This is a genomic window from Candidatus Borkfalkia ceftriaxoniphila (assembly GCF_004134775.1).
Lineage (GTDB): Bacteria > Bacillota > Clostridia > Christensenellales > Borkfalkiaceae > Borkfalkia > Borkfalkia ceftriaxoniphila.
In genome coordinates this window covers 143,793-159,469 of the sequence record NZ_SDOZ01000002.1, presented here as the reverse complement: position 1 = coordinate 159,469, position 15,677 = coordinate 143,793, and the positions used below count along the sequence as shown (strand labels likewise).

16 protein-coding genes and 1 pseudogene are annotated in these 15,677 nt (G+C 54.6%); 15 read left to right on the top strand and 2 right to left on the bottom strand.

The window, feature by feature from the left end:
- Nucleotides 1–132: 132 nt before the first annotated feature.
- The gene (locus tag ESZ91_RS00895) at nt 133–699 is read right to left on the bottom strand and encodes a 6-carboxytetrahydropterin synthase (protein ID WP_129223181.1); all 567 of its coding nucleotides are present in this window, start codon (nt 697–699) and stop codon (nt 133–135) included.
- 258 nt (nt 700–957) lie between these two features.
- On the opposite strand from ESZ91_RS00895, the pseudogene ESZ91_RS11860 reads away from it, so the two are divergent.
- Nucleotides 958–1,206: pseudogene (locus ESZ91_RS11860) on the top strand (hybrid sensor histidine kinase/response regulator); the annotation flags it as partial.
- A 132-nt stretch (nt 1,207–1,338) separates the two neighbouring features.
- Nucleotides 1,339–1,989: a putative ABC transporter permease gene (locus ESZ91_RS00885; RefSeq protein ID WP_129223179.1), complete on the top strand. Its 651-nt coding sequence runs from the start codon at nt 1,339–1,341 to the stop codon at nt 1,987–1,989.
- A gap of 11 nt (nt 1,990–2,000) precedes the next feature.
- Here the strand turns inward: ESZ91_RS00885 and aspS are convergent, their stop codons facing one another.
- Nucleotides 2,001–3,752: an aspartate--tRNA ligase gene (aspS, locus tag ESZ91_RS00880; protein WP_129223177.1), complete on the bottom strand. Its 1,752-nt coding sequence runs from the start codon at nt 3,750–3,752 to the stop codon at nt 2,001–2,003.
- 204 nt (nt 3,753–3,956) lie between these two features.
- Here aspS and ESZ91_RS00875 point away from each other — a divergent pair, with 204 nt between their 5' ends.
- The 13 genes from ESZ91_RS00875 (at nt 3,957) to ymfI (ending at nt 15,637) form a co-directional block, all read left to right on the top strand.
- A complete protein-coding gene (locus ESZ91_RS00875) occupies nt 3,957–4,778 on the top strand; it encodes a prephenate dehydrogenase (RefSeq protein WP_129223175.1) in 822 nt (273 codons plus the stop codon).
- Between the two features lie 152 nt (nt 4,779–4,930).
- The gene (locus tag ESZ91_RS00870) at nt 4,931–5,302 is read left to right on the top strand and encodes a DUF1934 domain-containing protein (RefSeq protein ID WP_161970987.1); all 372 of its coding nucleotides are present in this window, start codon (nt 4,931–4,933) and stop codon (nt 5,300–5,302) included.
- 125 nt (nt 5,303–5,427) lie between these two features.
- Nucleotides 5,428–6,855: a hypothetical protein gene (locus ESZ91_RS00865; RefSeq protein ID WP_161970986.1), complete on the top strand. Its 1,428-nt coding sequence runs from the start codon at nt 5,428–5,430 to the stop codon at nt 6,853–6,855.
- Nucleotides 6,856–6,876: 21 nt separating this feature from the next.
- On the top strand, nt 6,877–7,830 hold the full coding sequence (locus tag ESZ91_RS00860; RefSeq protein ID WP_129223169.1) for an ROK family protein: 954 nt from the start codon (nt 6,877–6,879) through the stop codon (nt 7,828–7,830).
- A gap of 7 nt (nt 7,831–7,837) precedes the next feature.
- Nucleotides 7,838–8,614 carry a patatin-like phospholipase family protein gene (locus ESZ91_RS00855; protein WP_161970985.1) on the top strand — a complete coding sequence of 259 codons (777 nt, stop codon included), beginning with the start codon at nt 7,838–7,840 and terminating at the stop codon, nt 8,612–8,614.
- A gap of 3 nt (nt 8,615–8,617) precedes the next feature.
- On the top strand, nt 8,618–9,742 hold the full coding sequence (locus tag ESZ91_RS00850) for a ComEC/Rec2 family competence protein (RefSeq protein ID WP_129223165.1): 1,125 nt from the start codon (nt 8,618–8,620) through the stop codon (nt 9,740–9,742).
- Nucleotides 9,743–10,873, top strand: coding sequence for a chorismate synthase (gene aroC, locus ESZ91_RS00845; RefSeq protein ID WP_129223163.1), 1,131 nt, complete (start codon nt 9,743–9,745; stop codon nt 10,871–10,873). It begins immediately after the preceding gene.
- An 11-nt stretch (nt 10,874–10,884) separates the two neighbouring features.
- On the top strand, nt 10,885–11,937 hold the full coding sequence (gene aroB, locus ESZ91_RS00840; RefSeq protein WP_161970984.1) for a 3-dehydroquinate synthase: 1,053 nt from the start codon (nt 10,885–10,887) through the stop codon (nt 11,935–11,937).
- Entirely contained in the window at nt 11,934–13,187 is a 1,254-nt protein-coding gene (aroA, locus tag ESZ91_RS00835) for a 3-phosphoshikimate 1-carboxyvinyltransferase (RefSeq protein ID WP_129223159.1), read from the top strand. The genes aroB and aroA overlap by 4 nt, the downstream gene beginning before the upstream one ends.
- An 11-nt stretch (nt 13,188–13,198) precedes the next feature.
- Entirely contained in the window at nt 13,199–13,999 is an 801-nt protein-coding gene (locus ESZ91_RS00830; RefSeq protein ID WP_161970983.1) for a shikimate dehydrogenase family protein, read from the top strand.
- Nucleotides 13,996–14,412 carry a type II 3-dehydroquinate dehydratase gene (aroQ, locus tag ESZ91_RS00825; RefSeq protein ID WP_129223154.1) on the top strand — a complete coding sequence of 139 codons (417 nt, stop codon included), beginning with the start codon at nt 13,996–13,998 and terminating at the stop codon, nt 14,410–14,412. The genes ESZ91_RS00830 and aroQ overlap by 4 nt, the downstream gene beginning before the upstream one ends.
- Complete coding sequence (locus tag ESZ91_RS00820; protein WP_161970982.1) at nt 14,409–14,927, top strand: shikimate kinase; 519 nt, start codon at nt 14,409–14,411, stop codon at nt 14,925–14,927. The genes aroQ and ESZ91_RS00820 overlap by 4 nt, the downstream gene beginning before the upstream one ends.
- The gene (gene ymfI, locus ESZ91_RS00815) at nt 14,924–15,637 is read left to right on the top strand and encodes an elongation factor P 5-aminopentanone reductase (protein WP_129223150.1); all 714 of its coding nucleotides are present in this window, start codon (nt 14,924–14,926) and stop codon (nt 15,635–15,637) included. The genes ESZ91_RS00820 and ymfI overlap by 4 nt, the downstream gene beginning before the upstream one ends.
- Nucleotides 15,638–15,677 lie beyond the last annotated feature (40 nt).

The following is a 15,677-nucleotide window of genomic DNA, read 5'->3' as shown; positions in this document are numbered from 1 at the left end:
TTTGAAACGCAGCCGGATAAAGTTAAAAAGCGGGAACTTGCAATCAAGTTCCCGCTTTTTATAATTATTCGATTCACGGTTAAAATAAAACAACCATCCGTATTCCCCTGAGGCGGATGGGTATTCTTTTCATTATCTTTTTTTATAGCCGCATTTGGGGCAAACGCCGTTTTCGTTCAGGGCAATTCCGCAAAGAGGGCAGCGGTCTATACTTTTATCGGGGGTAAACTCTTCGGAAGCGCCGTTTACGCCGCTGGTAAAGGTGATTTTCGCGATGTTGAGTTTATCTTTTAACAGTTCGTAAACCATTTTGATCATGCCCTCGACGGTCATGGTTTCTTTTGTGACGACCAGCCGGCATTCGGGATACGCCGTGGCAAGCGCGGTCTTGAACGCAGGGCCTTTTTGCTTGTTGGTCGGCGCGCCGCCGCGGATACCTTGCTCGTCGTAAACTTTGAGAACGGCGGGAAGCAGAGGATCGTCTTCTCTCAAAATGAGAGCGTGATCGAAGTTTTGCAGAACTTCCCAAGCGGTTTTATAGATCTCGTTGCAAGGGAACACCATGTTCACTCCGTTTTCGATCGTATCCGCAACCTCGATCGTCAAAATGCCCGTGTGTCCGTGCAAATACTGTGCTTCGCCTTTAAAGCCATAGAATCTGTGCGCGTATTGCAGTTGTATTGTCGTAAAACTTTTCATGAATTTTCTCCTGTATTTTTATATTTACGGAAAGGGGGAATTTCCGCGGGAATCATATTTATCACGATTTAATCCTTAATAATATTTATTCTTAATTAAGATTATATCATACTATTTTGGTTTTGTCAATATTTGGATGGAAACTAAAATATAATTTCTTGCGAAGGCACGTACGCTGCAAAAATGATCGTGTTGGGACGGGCATAAATCGGCGCCCGTAAATCAGCCCGACTGAAAGGCTGTTTTTTGGGAAAAGAAAAAGATGACGTGATCGGGCGAAAATGCTATGAGGTGATACAGGGCAGAGATTCTCCCTGCCCTTTTTGCCAATCGGTTTTTAACGGAAGATAAGTTTTACGAATGGGAATACAACACGATATGTACAGTACCGAATACAAATTGGCGAAAAAAGACATCGAGCGTGAAAATCTGCTGCGCACGATTCCCAGCGGGTTTGCCCGTCTGGACGCCCGCAAGAACGGTAAAGTGATTTGGTACGGCGCAGGTGGAACTGCATTCGAAATTCCGCTATCTTCACCCCGAAGATTGACCAAAGACCGCGAAGAACAATTCCGCATATCATATTTGCGTATAAATTAGTTATTGACGCGCAATAATTTTTATGCTATACTAAATCAAATGGTAAATCGCTCTGACCCCGCGGGCAGGCTCGAAAGTCCCGCACTCCAATTTATAAGCCGCTATTTTCTGCTCGCTTCGGCGGTGGCGTTTTTCGGCTGGCTGTTCGAAACGATGAGTTTTGTGATCTTGTGGGAACCGCAGGATCGGGGTATGCTCACGCTCCCGTTCTGCTATCTCTACGGCTCTATCGTCGTGGTGATCTGGTTTGCGCTCGGCACGCCTTTTGCGGGGAATATGGGGAAACTGTATCAAAAATGCAGGGGAGAAACGCCCTCCCTCGTCCGCAGGATCGGCGCAGCCGCGCTGTCGGTGGCGGTCTATTTTGTCGCGGTCACGGTTCTTTCCACTTTATTAGAACTGATCGTGGGGTTGATTTTTATGAAAGGGCTAGGTATACCGCTCTGGAGTTATAAAAATTTCGACCATACGTTCATGGACATCATATGTCTGGATTTTTCGCTTTTATGGGGCGTGCTGATCACCGTAGGTATGTGCACGCTCTGGCCGTTCCTGCAATTTCTGGAACGTAAACTTTCTCCGAAAGCGCGCGCCGTGGCCGCCATCGTGCTCGCGGTGCTCGTCGTCTGCGACTTCGCGTTCAACGTAACTTACTTTGCGGTTACGGGTTTGCATTTCGATCTGTATTAAAAAAGCAAGCGTTACGCTTGCTTTTCTTGTTTGATCCGGATATGCACGTCGTCCAACTGTTTTTCCGAAACTTCGGCGGGCGCGTTCATCATCAAATCTTTTGCGTTTTTATTCATGGGGAAGGGTATGATCTCGCGGATATTGGGTTCGTCCAGCAAGATCATCACCATGCGGTCGACGCCCGGGGCGATTCCCGCGTGCGGGGGCGCGCCGAACGAGAATGCGTGATACAGCGCGGGGAATTTGGCGATGACGTCCTCTTTCGTGAGGCCCACCATGTCGAACGCTTTGAGCATGATCTCGGGGGAGTGGTTACGCACCGCGCCCGAAGAAAGTTCTATGCCGTTGCATACGAGATCGTATTGGTATGCGAGGATTTCCAGCGGGTTCTGCTTTTCCAGCGCTTCCATGCCGCCCTGGGGCATGGAGAAGGGGTTGTGGCAGAATTCCAACTGTCCGCTCTCTTCGCCGATCTCGTACATGGGGAAGTCCACGATCCAACAGAACTCGTACTTGTTTTTTTCCGATAAAGACTCGATCGCGTTGCCCAGCATATTGCGCATTACGCCCGCGGGTTTATAGACGGCATTGCCGTTCTCCGCTACCATAAAAACGGCGCTGCCATTCGCGAGATGCAGTTTTTCGATGAATTCGTCCTTGCGGGGCGCCAGAAATTTCGCGACGCCGCCCGTCAGTTCGCCGTTGTCCAGTTTGCACCAGAACATTTTGCTTCCTGTGTTTTTTTCGAAATCCGCGGCGAGAGTGTCGATGAACTTTCTCGTTTTATCGAATACGGGCACGACGATCGCTTTGATCGTCTTTCCTTCGAAGGGGGCAAACCCGACGTCGTTGAAATCCGTCAGATCCTCTAACACCGCTTTGATGCGCAGATCGGGTTTGTCCGAACCGTACTTTTCCAGCGCCTCGCGGTAGGATATCCGACGGAAAGGGCCTTTTGCGGCGGGATACTTTCCGAATTTCGAAAAGATGGGGGGCAATACTTCTTCCAGAACCGCGAAAATGTCCTCCTGCGTCGCAAACGCCATTTCCATATCCAGTTGATAGAATTCGCCGGGGGAACGGTCTGCGCGCGCGTCCTCGTCGCGGAAACAGGGCGCGATCTGGAAATAGCGGTCGAAGCCCGAAGCCATCAAAAGTTGTTTGAACTGCTGGGGCGCCTGCGGCAGCGCGTAAAATTTCCCCGGATAGATACGGCTGGGCACGAGATAATCGCGCGCGCCTTCGGGCGAAGAGCAGGTTAGAATGGGTGTTGTGATCTCGATAAAGCCCTGCTCGGTCATGGCCGCTCTGAGCGCCGCCACGATCTTCGAGCGCATGATGATTTTATTTTTGACTTTGGGATTGCGCAGATCTAAAAAGCGGTAGGAAAGCCGCATGTCCTCGGAAACCTCCAGCGACTTTTCGATCTCGAATGGAAGATTTTCCGTGCAAAGCCCGAGCACTTCCACGCTGTCGGGCACGACTTCGATCTTGCCCGTGGGGATGTTGGGATTGACGCTGCTGCGCAGGCGCACCGTGCCTTCGACCGCGAGCGTGCTCTCTCTCTTGACTGCGCGCACCTTCTGCAAGGTTTCGGCGTCCTCGACGACCACCTGGGTAATTCCGTAAAAATCCCGCAGTACGAGAAACGCGAGACTGTTGCTTACTTCGCGCAGATTTTGCATCCAACCGACGATGCGCACGCGTTCGCCCGCGTTTTTCTCGTTCAACTCGTTGCAGTTATGTGTTCTGGACTGAACCATGTCGTTCTAACCTCTCCAAAATGTTCTTATTCTTCAATATTTTAGCACAAAGTAAAATAAAAGTCGAGTGAAAAGCGCGCCTTCGCTTTCCGAATTCAATAAATTCTCTTGACAGAAACGGGGTGGCTGTTATATAATAATGTAAATCAATGTGGAGGGGTTTTGTCGTGCGGCAAACCCCTTTTTTCGTAAAAGAGGTGTCGCATGAATATCATGATAGCGGGATTGGGGCTCATCGGCGGTTCGATGACGCTCGCCCTCAAAACCGCGGGCATACAATCGGACGGGTTCGACAGGGAAGACGTGCTTTCCTATGCCTTGCAGGAAAATATGATCGCGCGCGCCGCGCGCGATTTTATGGAGTATGACGTCGTATTCGTTGCGCTCCCGCCCAAGGCGGCCGTGCGTTTTCTTACGGAAAATTCCTTCAAAAAAGGTGCCGTCGTCGCGGACGTATGCGGCGTGAAAGGCGCGATCGAGCGCGCCGTTTCAGATAAACCGCGCGATTACCGCTACGTAGGCTGTCACCCGATGGCGGGAAAAGAAGTATCTGGCATCCGCAATGCGGACGCCTCGCTTTTTCGCGGCGCGAGCATGATCCTCGTCGAAAACGATCGGACGGATCCGGCCGCTGCGGAAACGATCGCCGCGCTCAGCGTTTCTATGGGATTCGGCCGCGTCATCCGCTGCGACAGCGATTATCACGACGCGAAGATCGCCTACACCTCGCAACTCGCGCATATCGTGAGCAACGCGTACGTCAAGAGCCCGACGGCGGATGGCTACCGCGGCTATACGGGCGGTTCCTTTCAGGACATGACGCGCATCGCGGGCGTGGACGAAAAACTGTGGACGGATCTGTTTTCCGCCAACCGCGAAAAAATACTTTACGAACTGCGCCTGCTCATTTCCGAATTGGGAGAGTACGAGCGCGCTCTCTCGGCGGGGGACGATAAGGCACTGGAAGCGCTCCTTCGGGCGGGAAGATTAAAAAAAGAGGAATTAGATAGACAGAAAAGGCTATAAAGTCTTTTTATCCGACACAAATGTAAAAAATCGTTAAAATATTTACAAATGTAGTTTTATGTGTTATAATGGAATAAATTGAAATTCGGGATACCGGATTTTGCACGGTAAAAACAAGGATGAATGATAACAGAATGAAGAGAGTGCGCGTTATGCTGGAGACGCGATCGGACGGCGGCGGAGAAACGCTGGACGGAAAAGGCGGATACGAGTTTCGTAAATCGGGTAGCCGCCTGTATTTCACAGCGGATGGCGCCTCTTTCGAATTGCTTACGGGCAATGATTTGAGAATCGTGCGAAAGGGAGAGGTTTCCTATGAGTTGCGCTTTTGCGTCGGCGAACCGACAGAGTGTTTCATCGAGACGCCCTACGGAAATATTCATGCGGCTGTTCGAACGGACAGTATGCAAATAAATTGTTCGCCCTCGCATGCCGAAATTAATGTCGAATACACCCTTGGGATCGGAGGGGGAAGTTCGGCACATTCGATGCGTTTCGCGGTCCTCCCGTATTTCAATAAATAACCATCGGGAGAAAGAGGTATGAAGTTGTACTATTTGGGACATTCTTGCAGTGAGTCGGAATTTGTCCCGCGCGGACAAGACGAAATCCGCAGAAACCGGTATATCGTGATAGAGGGGCAATGGCTATGAGTAAGAATCCGTTGGAAAAATATGCGAAACTGTACGATTATCTGAAAAACTTTTCCGTCTATGAGGAGCGGAACATCGCGCGCGAGATCGGCGTGCCTTCCCCGACCACAAAGACGAAAAACGAAAACATCGATTATATCGTCAATATCTGCGCGGGACTGAAAGAACCCTCGCCCAGAAGCAATAAGGGCGCGCCCACGAAATCGCTGTTGGTCGATAAAAAATGGCTGGAAGACATCCGCTCTCTCACCGACCAGATCCGCGAAAAGGAAACGTACCGCGAATCCGATTCGGACGAAAGGATCCACGTGAGCGACAGCGGCCATACCTTGCGTTTCGGCTACGGTTCCGATCTCGCGTCGGGCTATCTCGACAGCGATCCCGCGTCGGGTAAATTCTGTCTCGTCTACAATCGCAAGGGCTCTATTTTTTCGGACATCAGCGTCCCCAAAAACCTCGTCGCGCTGCACGATCTTCGCCGCGGCGATAAAGTGAGCGGATATCTGCGGGACAATGCGGACGGCGGCGAACTCGCGCAGGTGGAAAGCGTCAATTCGCTTTTGCCCGAGGAAGTGCGTTCCCGTCGGCGGTTCGAAGAATTTACGCCCTGTTTTGCGAACGAGATCGTCCGTTTAGGCAAAAAAGAGCCGCCGCTTCGCGCTCTGGATATTTTAAGCCCGCTCGGCAAAGGGCAGCGCGTCCTCATATCGGGGCCCGCTTCCTCGGGCAAGAGTTATCTCATAAAACAGATGGTATCTTCGCTCACGCAAGGCGACGCGAATCTCGACGTCATCGTGCTGCTGCTCGCCGCGCGGCCCGAAGAAGTGACGGCGTTCCGCAAGATCGTCCGTCACGGAGAACTTTTGTTTACGGCATTCGATATGCCGGAAAGGGTACAGATGCAGGTTGCGACGCTCGCTTTCGAGCACGCCAAGCGCCAGTCTGAATACGGCCGCGACGTCATTTTATTCGTGGACGGCATGACCGACCTCGTGAACGCTTTCTCCGAGCGTGCTCGTACCAACGAAAACGGCGAGCGGTGGTTTTCTTCCGTGGAAGCCAAGCGTTTTTATGCGCTTGCGCGCAATTTCGAGGAAAACGGTTCTCTGACGATCGTCGCCTCCATGCGTACGGACGAAGAGGATGCCCGCATACAGAATATTTATAAGGAACTGAAAAGCGCCGCGAATAAGGAACTGCGCCTTTCGCTCTCCCTTCGGGAAAAAAGGATATTTCCGCCCGTCGATTTCGCAAGATCGCGCTCGTATAACGATGACGCGTTGCTTTCGGAAGCGGAGTTGGACTGTATGGCGCGCGTTAAAAAATCGCTCGTTGACGACGGTGCGCTCGCGGAGTTTTACCGTACGCTCGCGGAAACGGACGACGATCAGGAATTCCTGCTGCGTTTCGCCGCGCAGGAATAAAACCGATTCGAGGGATTTGTTATGACTGACTGGTACATGGGGTTCGATCTGGGCGGCATGAGCGCCAAGGCGGGGCTGTTCGATCAAAAGGGGCAATGCCTTTATAAATGTACGGCCGCGACTTCCAAGGACGACGGATATGTGACGGTCGTTACGAAATTGTATCAATTAGCCAAAGAGACGCTCGCTGCGGCGGGCGCCTCTTTGGAACGTTTAAAGGGCGTAGGGCTCGCCTCTCCGGGCGTGATAGACGGGAACGGCGGGGTAGTGATCCGTTGGAGCAATTACGGCTGGACGGATAAACCGATCGGCAGGGATCTCGCCCAACGCCTGAGCGCTCCCGTCCGTCTTGTAAACGACGCCAACGCGGCGGCGTTGGGCGAAGCGAAGTTCGGCGCGTCCAAAAAATATACAGACAGCATGTTCCTCACCCTCGGCACGGGCGTGGGCTCGGGCATTATTTCGGGCGGCAAACTCATGGAAAACTGCGGCGGCGCAGAGGCCGGACATATGGTCATCGAGGCGGGCGGCGTGCCGTGTCCCTGCGGCAGGCGCGGATGTTTCGAACAGTACGCCTCGGCTACCGCGCTCATTCGCGATACGAAAAAAGCCATGTTTGAGCACAAAGACAGCGTCATGTGGGAACTCGTGGACGGCGATCCCGATAAAGTGGACGGACGCACCGCCTTTTCCGCCGCGAAAGCGGACGATCCCGCAGGCGCGAAAGTCGTCAAAAATTATATTTCCTATCTGGGCGAGGGCATCGCGAATCTGGTAAATTTGCTGCGTCCGCAGGCGGTCATTATCGGCGGCGGGATCTGCAACGAGGGCGAATATCTTTTACAGCCGCTGAGAAGATGGGTGGGCGAACGCATTTATGTGGACGGCGAGACCATTCCGCTCGTCATCGCCCGCGCAAAACTGGGCAACGACGCGGGGATCTACGGCGCGGCGGCGCTCGCCATGGGACGATAAAGACAGCATGATGTTTACGAAAAAGAAGAAAAAAATCGGCCTCGCGCTGGGAAGCGGCGGGGCGAAAGGTATGGCGCATCTGGGAGTTTTGCGCGCGTTCGAAGAAGAGGGGATCTCTTTCGACGTCGTGGCGGGCACTTCCATCGGCAGTATCGTGGGAGCCATGTATGCGCGGGGGTATTCCTCCACGGATACCATGGAACTCGTGAAAAGACTGGATTATAAAAACCTTGCCGTTTCCCTTTTGGTCGGCGGTAGTTTTGCACCCGTTCGGCGGCTCTTGTCCGATTCGCTGGGCACGGAAGCGTTCGACGAGTTGAAACTTCCGTTCGCGGCGGTCGCAACCGACGTTTCCCAAGGTGCGGAAGTCGTTCTTCGCGGCGGGAACCTCATCGATTCGCTGATGGCGTCGAGCGCCATGCCACCCTTTTTCCGCGCGGTGGAGATCGACGGCACGCCGCTGGCGGACGGCGCGTTTTTCAACGCCGTGCCCGGCGATGTCGTAAGGGAAATGGGCGCGGATATCGTCGTCGGCGTAGGGCTTTCGGAATATTCCGAGGACAAGCCGTCGCGTTTTATGACCGCGGGCGGGCAGATCGTGCCCGTCCGGCAAAAAGGTTTCGCGGCCTGCGATATTCTTTTAACGCCCGCGCTGGAAGGCTATGCCGCCACGGATATTCTGCGCAAGGATAATATGTACGATCTGGGCTACGAATGCGCGCGCTCACGCATGGAAGAGGTGCGCTCCCTTTTGAAAAACGCGAAAGCGGCGAAGGCGAGATAGCGTATGAAAGGAGAGAAAACAAAAGAAAAAAAGCGTAAAAAGCGCATCGCCGCAATCGCCGTTGCGGGCGCGGTCGCTGTCATGGTACTCGTACTCGCGCTCGTCAACGCCTTTGTATTTCCTCTGCGTTATCTCTCCGTTTTATTTTCACTTCCCGAAGTCGAGGCGCGCGCCGAGCGCGAACTTGCCCTTCACTTTATCGACGTGGGGCAGGGCGACGCCGCCTTGATCGAATTTCCCGACGGGAAAACATTGCTTATCGACGGAGGCGGAGAAGATAGCGACGCGCTTTTGCGCTATCTCCGCGCGCTCAAAATCGATACGCTCGATTACCTGTTGCTCACGCATCCCGATTCCGACCACTGCGGCGGCCTAAGCGACGTTTTGGAACTGTTCGGCGCGAAACATATTTATATGCCTTATTGCCCCGATGAAACGATCAACGCATCTTACGCCGCGTTTACGTCAGCGGTCAGAAAAGCCGCCCGCAAGGGTACGGCAGTGCATATCTCGCAGACCTTTTCCGCCATCGTTTCGGAAGATGTAGAATGTTTCTATTATGCCATGATCTTATTGCCGCTGCCGTACGAATCGGAAAACAGCGCCTATCGCGCGCTTGTGAACGAGAATTCCGACAGCGCTGCCAACGACGCGTCCGCAGTCGTTTATCTCGAATACGCGGGCGTACGCTTTCTGTTTACGGGCGATATCGGCGAAAACGTGGAAAACGGGCTTGTCAGGGATTACGGCATTTTCGGAGACGAATTGTTCGCCAGGACCGTGCAGGTCGGCGGGCGCAGCATCGAACTGCGCCCGGATATTGCGGATATAGACGTCTTGAAAGTATCGCACCACGGCAGCGCATCTTCCACGTCGGCAGAGTTTGCCCGACTCGTTTCGCCGCGCTTTGCGCTCATCGGTGTCGGGGCGGGAAATCTGTACGGACACCCGTCGCCGTCAGTGATCGAACGGTTAAAGTCAGCCGATCAGACATGCGAGGTCTATCGGACGGACGAGGCGGGCAACATTGTCCTCCGCGTCGGCGAAGAGGGGAAACTGTCGCCGCATCTGCAAAAATCTTTCAAATTGGAAATTTACCGTAAAAAATCTTTTTCGGAGTATATATAGATGATCAAACTGACAACAAGCGGAGAATCGCACGGGCGCGCGCTCGTCGCCATTCTCGAAGGACTGCCTTCCAATCTCGAAATCGATGCGGAAGAGATCAACGCCTGGCTCGCCCTTCGGCAGAGCGGCTACGGCAGGGGCGCGCGCCAGAAGATCGAAACGGACAAAGCGGAGATCCTGTCGGGCGTGCGCGATCGCCGTACGTTGGGCAGCCCCGTCTGCCTGATGGTGGAAAACAAGGATTACCGCAACTGGGAAGAGTATATGTCGCCTTACGGTGCCGACGTGACAAAGCGCAGACTCACGCAGGTACGCCCGGGCCACGCCGACCTTTCGGGGCTTTTGAAGTACGACCATACCGACGCGCGTAATATTTTAGAACGCGCCTCGGCGCGGGAAACTGCCGTACGCGTTGCGGCGGGGAGCGTCGCGAGAATGTACCTGCGCGCGCTCGGCATTGAAGTGCGCGGCTACGTCAAGAGCGTGGAATCGGTGTGCGATGAAAAGCATTATGCGTTCGAGGATCTGGAAAAAATCCATGAAAACGAACTGTTTATGCCTGACAAAGTACTATGTGAACGCGCCAAAACGCGCATCGACGAGATAAAAGAGGCGAAAGACACCGCGGGCGGCATTGTGGAAATTCGCGTGCGCGGCGTCAAGAGCGGGTTCGGCAGTTGCATGACTTACGCAGATAAACTGGACGCGCACCTGTGCGGCGCTTTGATGAGCATACAGGCGATCAAGGGCGTGGAAGTGGGCATGGGATTCGAATGCGCCCGTCTGCCCGGTTCCAAAGTGCACGACGAAATTTTCTGGAAAGACGGAAAATTTTCGCGCGCGACCAACCGTGCGGGCGGGATCGAGGGCGGTATGTCCAACGGGGAAGAGATCATTTTGCGCGCCGCGATGAAACCCATTCCCACGCTCATGCGCGGGCTGAATACCGTGGAATTTGAAAGCAAACAGGCGTGCCGCGCGGCGACCGAACGAAGCGACGTTGCGGCGATCTGCGCGTTGGAAGTCATTGCGGAGAGCGTCGTATGTTTCGCGCTCGCGCAGAAGATTTCCGAACGGCTGGGCGGCGATCATATGCGCGAAGTGCAGGAGCGTTACGCGCGCCTGCCGTAAGAGGGAAGAGTATGCAGAAGATACGAATTCACACGAAATCGCGCCCCGGCATCGTATATTGCGGCGAGGGCGCATTCGAACAGGGCTATGAAGAGACGCTTGCAGGCAAAGAATTATTCGTCGTGACCGACTCCAACGTGGCGCGGCTGTATGCGGATCTCATTGAAAAATATTTCGGCAGTGCGCACGTATGCGTCGTGCCCGCGGGCGAGAAAAACAAAAACCATAAAACGCTCTTTTCCATTTTAGACGAAATGGTCCGCGCCCGTTGCCATAGAAAAACCGTGCTCGTCGCGTTCGGCGGCGGCGTGGTCGGCGACGTGGGCGGCTTTGCCGCTTCCCTCTATATGCGCGGCACCCGCCTCGTACAGATCCCTACGACGCTTTTGGCGCAGGTGGACAGTTCCGTAGGCGGCAAGACCGCCATTGATTACAGGGGATATAAAAATATCGTCGGGAGTTTTTATCAGCCCGAACAGGTCCTCTGCGATCCGAGGTTTCTGACGACGCTGCCCAAACGCGAGATACGCTGCGGGTTGGGCGAGATCGTAAAGACCGCCGCGCTCGATGCGGAAATTTTTGATATTTTGCAAGGCGCGACAGATTTCGGGCTGCGCTTTCTGGAAAAACTCGTTCCGCTGTGCGTCCGTTTTAAGGCGGGCGTCGTGGAGAGGGACGAACGGGAAACCGCGGGGCTCAGACAATGCCTGAATTTGGGGCATACCACGGCGCACGCGCTCGAACTCGATTACGGCCGCCGCTCGCACGGCGAATACGTGCTCGTCGGCACGGCGTTCGAAACCAAGATCGCGCTGGCGGAAGGCGTCTGTAAACGGGAATACGCGGAACGGATCTTAAAGATCGTTTCCCGCGCATTGCCGAAGATGCCGCGTTTTCCCGATATCGGGAGCGCGGCGGAAAACGCGCTTTTGGATAAAAAGAATTCCGGACAGGAAAAAATATCCCTCGTCGTACCCAAAGCGCGGGGCGAATATGCGGAAATATCGCTGCCGCTTCCGACGTATGCGGAATACTTAAAGAAAATCGAAGGGGGCTTGCTATGAACATAGAGCCCGCCGAAAAGATCTCGGGGATCGCGGAAATCCCCGGAGATAAATCCATCACCCACCGCGCGGTCATGTTCAACGCCGCGGCGGAGGGGAAAGCGAAGATCACGCGCGCGCTCGTCGGAGAGGATTGCCTTTCCACGGTTTCGTGCATGAAGGCGCTCGGCGCGAAGATCGAGCGGGAGGGCGAAACCATTACCGTCGAAGGCTCGCCCGAATTTAAAAATAACGCGCTGTGCGATTGCGGCAACAGCGGCACGACTATGCGCCTCTTATGCGGCTTGATCGCGGGCAAGGGCGTGCGCGCCACGCTTACGGGCGATGCGTCGCTGTCCACGCGTCCCATGCGCCGCGTTGCCGAGCCGCTCGCGCTGTTGGGGGCAAACGTCCGCACGACGGACGGTACCGCGCCTCTGATTGTCGAACCTGCGCCCCTGCACGGCTGCATTGTGGAAACCGGAGTCGCCAGCGCGCAGGTCAAGAGCGCGATTTTGCTTGCGGGGCTGGGCGCGTCGGGAGAAACGATCGTCCGCGAACCCGAAAAGTCGCGCGATCACAGCGAACGCCTGCTGTCCGCGATGGGAGCGGATATTTTCGTTCATCAAAACGCCGTACGCATCCGAAAGAGCCGTTTGCATTGCGTGGACGTGGACGTTCCCGCGGATATTTCCAGCGCCGCGTATTTTCTGGCGCTGGGCGCGCTGAAAGGGGAGATCGTCTGTCCCCGCGTCGGCGTCAATCCCACGCGCACGGGTATCCTGACGGCGTTCGACAGACTGGGCGTCATATATACTCTGCAAAACGAACGGCTCGTCTGCGGCGAACCCGTGGCGGATATCGTCGTGAAAAAGTCCGCAATGCGCGCCATCACGCTTTCGAAAGAGATCATGCCCGCGCTCATCGACGAAATCCCCGTCATCGCGCTTCTGTGCGCCTTTGCCGAGGGCGAAAGCGTCATTTCGGGCGCGCAGGAACTCAAAGTAAAGGAGAGCGACCGCATCGCGACCACCGCGGAGATGATCGCCGCGCTCGGCGGCGATATCCGCGCGACGGACGACGGTTTCGTGATCCGGGGCAAAAGCAAATTACAGGGCGGAAAAGTCCGCTCTTACGGAGATCACCGCATCGCCATGACTGCCGCAATCGGTCTGGCCGCGAGCGAAAACGGCGGTGCGATCGAGGGCGCGGAATGCGTCAATATTTCCTTTCCCGATTTTTATCGCAGACTTGCGGGACTTGGAAACTGAAGGAGGAGTTTATGCTGAAACTTGCGGTTGTGGGAAAAGACGTATCCAAATCAGAAAGCGGAAAAATGCACGCCTTTATTTTACGCGGCATGGGGAGCGATTGCGAATACGAACATATTTCCGTCGCGGCGGAAAAATTCGACGCGCTTGCGGAAAAACTGCTCGCAGAAAAAGATGCGTTCAACGTGACCATTCCCTATAAACTTTCCGTCATTCCTCATCTGAATTCTCTGGAAGGGGACGCGAAAATTTTCGGAGCGGTGAACACGGTCAAGGACAGGATCGGGTACAACACCGACGGCGCGGGCTTTATGCTCATGCTGCAAAATAACGGGATAGAAACGTCGGGACGGAGATTTCTCGTGCTCGGCGCGGGCGGCGCCGGGCGTAGCGTCGTCAAAAAACTCGCGGACGCGGGTGCGCACGTATTTCTGTACGATATGAACGTACAGAATGCCGAAATCGTCGCAACGGAATTCGGAAATATCCGGCCGCTCACGTCGTTACAGCCTGCGCAGTACGACGTGATCGTTAACGCCACGGGCGTGGGCATGCACAAGAGCGAGGGCGTTTCGCCCGTCGGCGCGGAATTTCTCTCGCGCTGCAATCTTGCCTGCGACCTCATCTACTGCCCGAAAAAGAGCGAGTTTCTGCGCATTGCGGAAGGGCTCGGCAAAAAGATCCTAAACGGCGAGGGAATGCTGTTTTATCAGGCGTATTATGCCGACTGTATTTACCTCGGAAAGGACGCCGATTCGGACGAAGCGAAAACGCTGTTTGAACGCTATCAACGCGAAAAGGAGAACGCATGAAATTATTATTTCTCAACGGAGTCAATCTCAATCTGACGGGGCGCCGCGAAAAGGGCGTGTACGGCGCGGAAACGCTGGACGATATCAACGCGCAGATTCGATCGTACGTAAACGCGCGCGGCGCGGAATGTGAGTTTTATCAGAGCAACATAGAGGGCGAGATCTGCGCAAAACTGCACGCGACGGATGCGGACGGCGTGATTCTGAACGCGGGCGCGTTCACCCATTACAGTTATGCCATCCGCGACGCGATCGCGGGCATATCCGTGCCCGTCGTCGAGGTGCATATGTCCAACGTGCACGCGCGGGAAGAGTTCCGCCATACTTCCGTGCTCAGCGAGGTATGCCGCGGCTGTATTCTCGGATTCGGAAAAAACAGTTATATTTTAGCGGCGGAGAGTTTTTTGTTATGAATGTGATCCTGTGCGGCATGATGGGGGCGGGCAAAACGTGCGTCGGCATTAAACTTTCCGAACTGACGGGCATGCGCTGGTACGACACGGACGAAATGGTCGTGGGAAAATACGGCAAGATCGCGGATATTTTCGAATATTACGGAGAGCCGCATTTCCGCACGCTAGAAACGGAAATGGTCAGACAAGTCGCCGCCGAAAACGACTGCGTCGTTTCCACGGGGGGCGGGTGCCTTCTGCGTCCCGAAAACGCCTATGCGTTCAAAGAGAGCGGCAAAATAGTCTTTCTCAGGACGAGCGCGGACACGGTGTTCCGCCGCGTCGGGCATACGGGCGCAGACAGACCGCTCTTAAAGGGCGCGGCGTTTGAAAAGATCAACGATCTTTTGCGCGCGCGAACGCCCGTCTATGAAGGCTGCGCCGATTTCATCGTCGATACCGACGACAAGACGGTCGAAGAGATCGCCCTTTGCATCATGAAAGAATTTTCCCTCCCGCAAAGGGGGCAGAAATGAGCACGGCGCTCGTTACGGGCGGCTCGCGCGGCATCGGAAGGGCTGTCGCGGTACGGTTCGCCCAAGCGGGTTACGACGTGGCGTTCTGTTATTCGAAGGACGAAAAAGGCGCGCGGGAAACGGCAGATCTGATCCGCGCGGCGGGAAAAGAACCGCTCGTCTACCGCGCCGACGTTTCCGACGAAAAGAGCGTGCGCGAGATGATGGAGAGCGTCTTTTCTCTGGAAATTTTAGTCAATAACGCGGGAGTCGCGCTCTATAAGGAAATTGCCGAAACGACGCTCGAAGAATGGAAAGATCTTTTTTCCGTCAACGTCGAAGGTGCGTTTCTCTGTACCCGCTATGCCGCCGAAAAGATGAAAAAAAGGGGCGGGGGCAGCATCGTGAACGTCGCCTCCGTATGGGGCGAAACGGGCGGCAGTTGCGAGGCGGCGTATTCCGCGTCCAAAGCGGCTCTGATCGGTTTTACCAAAGCCGCGGCAAAGGAACTCGCGCCCTGCGGTATCCGCGTCAACTGCGTGTCCGCGGGGATCGTGCATACGGACATGAACGCGCATCTCAATCGGGACGAGTTGGAAGATTTTCTATCGCAAATACCCGTCAAACGGATGGGAACGTGCGAAGAAATTGCCGAAAGCGTCCTATTTCTGGCTCAAAGCCGCTATATCACGGGCGAGATCCTGCGCGTGAACGGCGGATTGCTCGTATAAATAAAAAATATCAAAAAAATCCTTGCCGAAAAAGGATTTT

What these genes read in the sequence shown, in the direction of transcription:
- ESZ91_RS00895 (WP_129223181.1), bottom strand. Translation starts at nt 699, where the DNA reads ATGAAAAGTTTTACGACAATACAACTGCAATACGCGCACAGATTCTAT.
- ESZ91_RS00885 (WP_129223179.1), top strand. Translation starts at nt 1,339, where the DNA reads ATGGTAAATCGCTCTGACCCCGCGGGCAGGCTCGAAAGTCCCGCACTC.
- aspS (WP_129223177.1), bottom strand. Translation starts at nt 3,752, where the DNA reads ATGGTTCAGTCCAGAACACATAACTGCAACGAGTTGAACGAGAAAAAC.
- ESZ91_RS00875 (WP_129223175.1), top strand. Translation starts at nt 3,957, where the DNA reads ATGAATATCATGATAGCGGGATTGGGGCTCATCGGCGGTTCGATGACG.
- ESZ91_RS00870 (WP_161970987.1), top strand. Translation starts at nt 4,931, where the DNA reads ATGCTGGAGACGCGATCGGACGGCGGCGGAGAAACGCTGGACGGAAAA.
- ESZ91_RS00865 (WP_161970986.1), top strand. Translation starts at nt 5,428, where the DNA reads ATGAGTAAGAATCCGTTGGAAAAATATGCGAAACTGTACGATTATCTG.
- ESZ91_RS00860 (WP_129223169.1), top strand. Translation starts at nt 6,877, where the DNA reads ATGACTGACTGGTACATGGGGTTCGATCTGGGCGGCATGAGCGCCAAG.
- ESZ91_RS00855 (WP_161970985.1), top strand. Translation starts at nt 7,838, where the DNA reads ATGATGTTTACGAAAAAGAAGAAAAAAATCGGCCTCGCGCTGGGAAGC.
- ESZ91_RS00850 (WP_129223165.1), top strand. Translation starts at nt 8,618, where the DNA reads ATGAAAGGAGAGAAAACAAAAGAAAAAAAGCGTAAAAAGCGCATCGCC.
- aroC (WP_129223163.1), top strand. Translation starts at nt 9,743, where the DNA reads ATGATCAAACTGACAACAAGCGGAGAATCGCACGGGCGCGCGCTCGTC.
- aroB (WP_161970984.1), top strand. Translation starts at nt 10,885, where the DNA reads ATGCAGAAGATACGAATTCACACGAAATCGCGCCCCGGCATCGTATAT.
- aroA (WP_129223159.1), top strand. Translation starts at nt 11,934, where the DNA reads ATGAACATAGAGCCCGCCGAAAAGATCTCGGGGATCGCGGAAATCCCC.
- ESZ91_RS00830 (WP_161970983.1), top strand. Translation starts at nt 13,199, where the DNA reads ATGCTGAAACTTGCGGTTGTGGGAAAAGACGTATCCAAATCAGAAAGC.
- aroQ (WP_129223154.1), top strand. Translation starts at nt 13,996, where the DNA reads ATGAAATTATTATTTCTCAACGGAGTCAATCTCAATCTGACGGGGCGC.
- ESZ91_RS00820 (WP_161970982.1), top strand. Translation starts at nt 14,409, where the DNA reads ATGAATGTGATCCTGTGCGGCATGATGGGGGCGGGCAAAACGTGCGTC.
- ymfI (WP_129223150.1), top strand. Translation starts at nt 14,924, where the DNA reads ATGAGCACGGCGCTCGTTACGGGCGGCTCGCGCGGCATCGGAAGGGCT.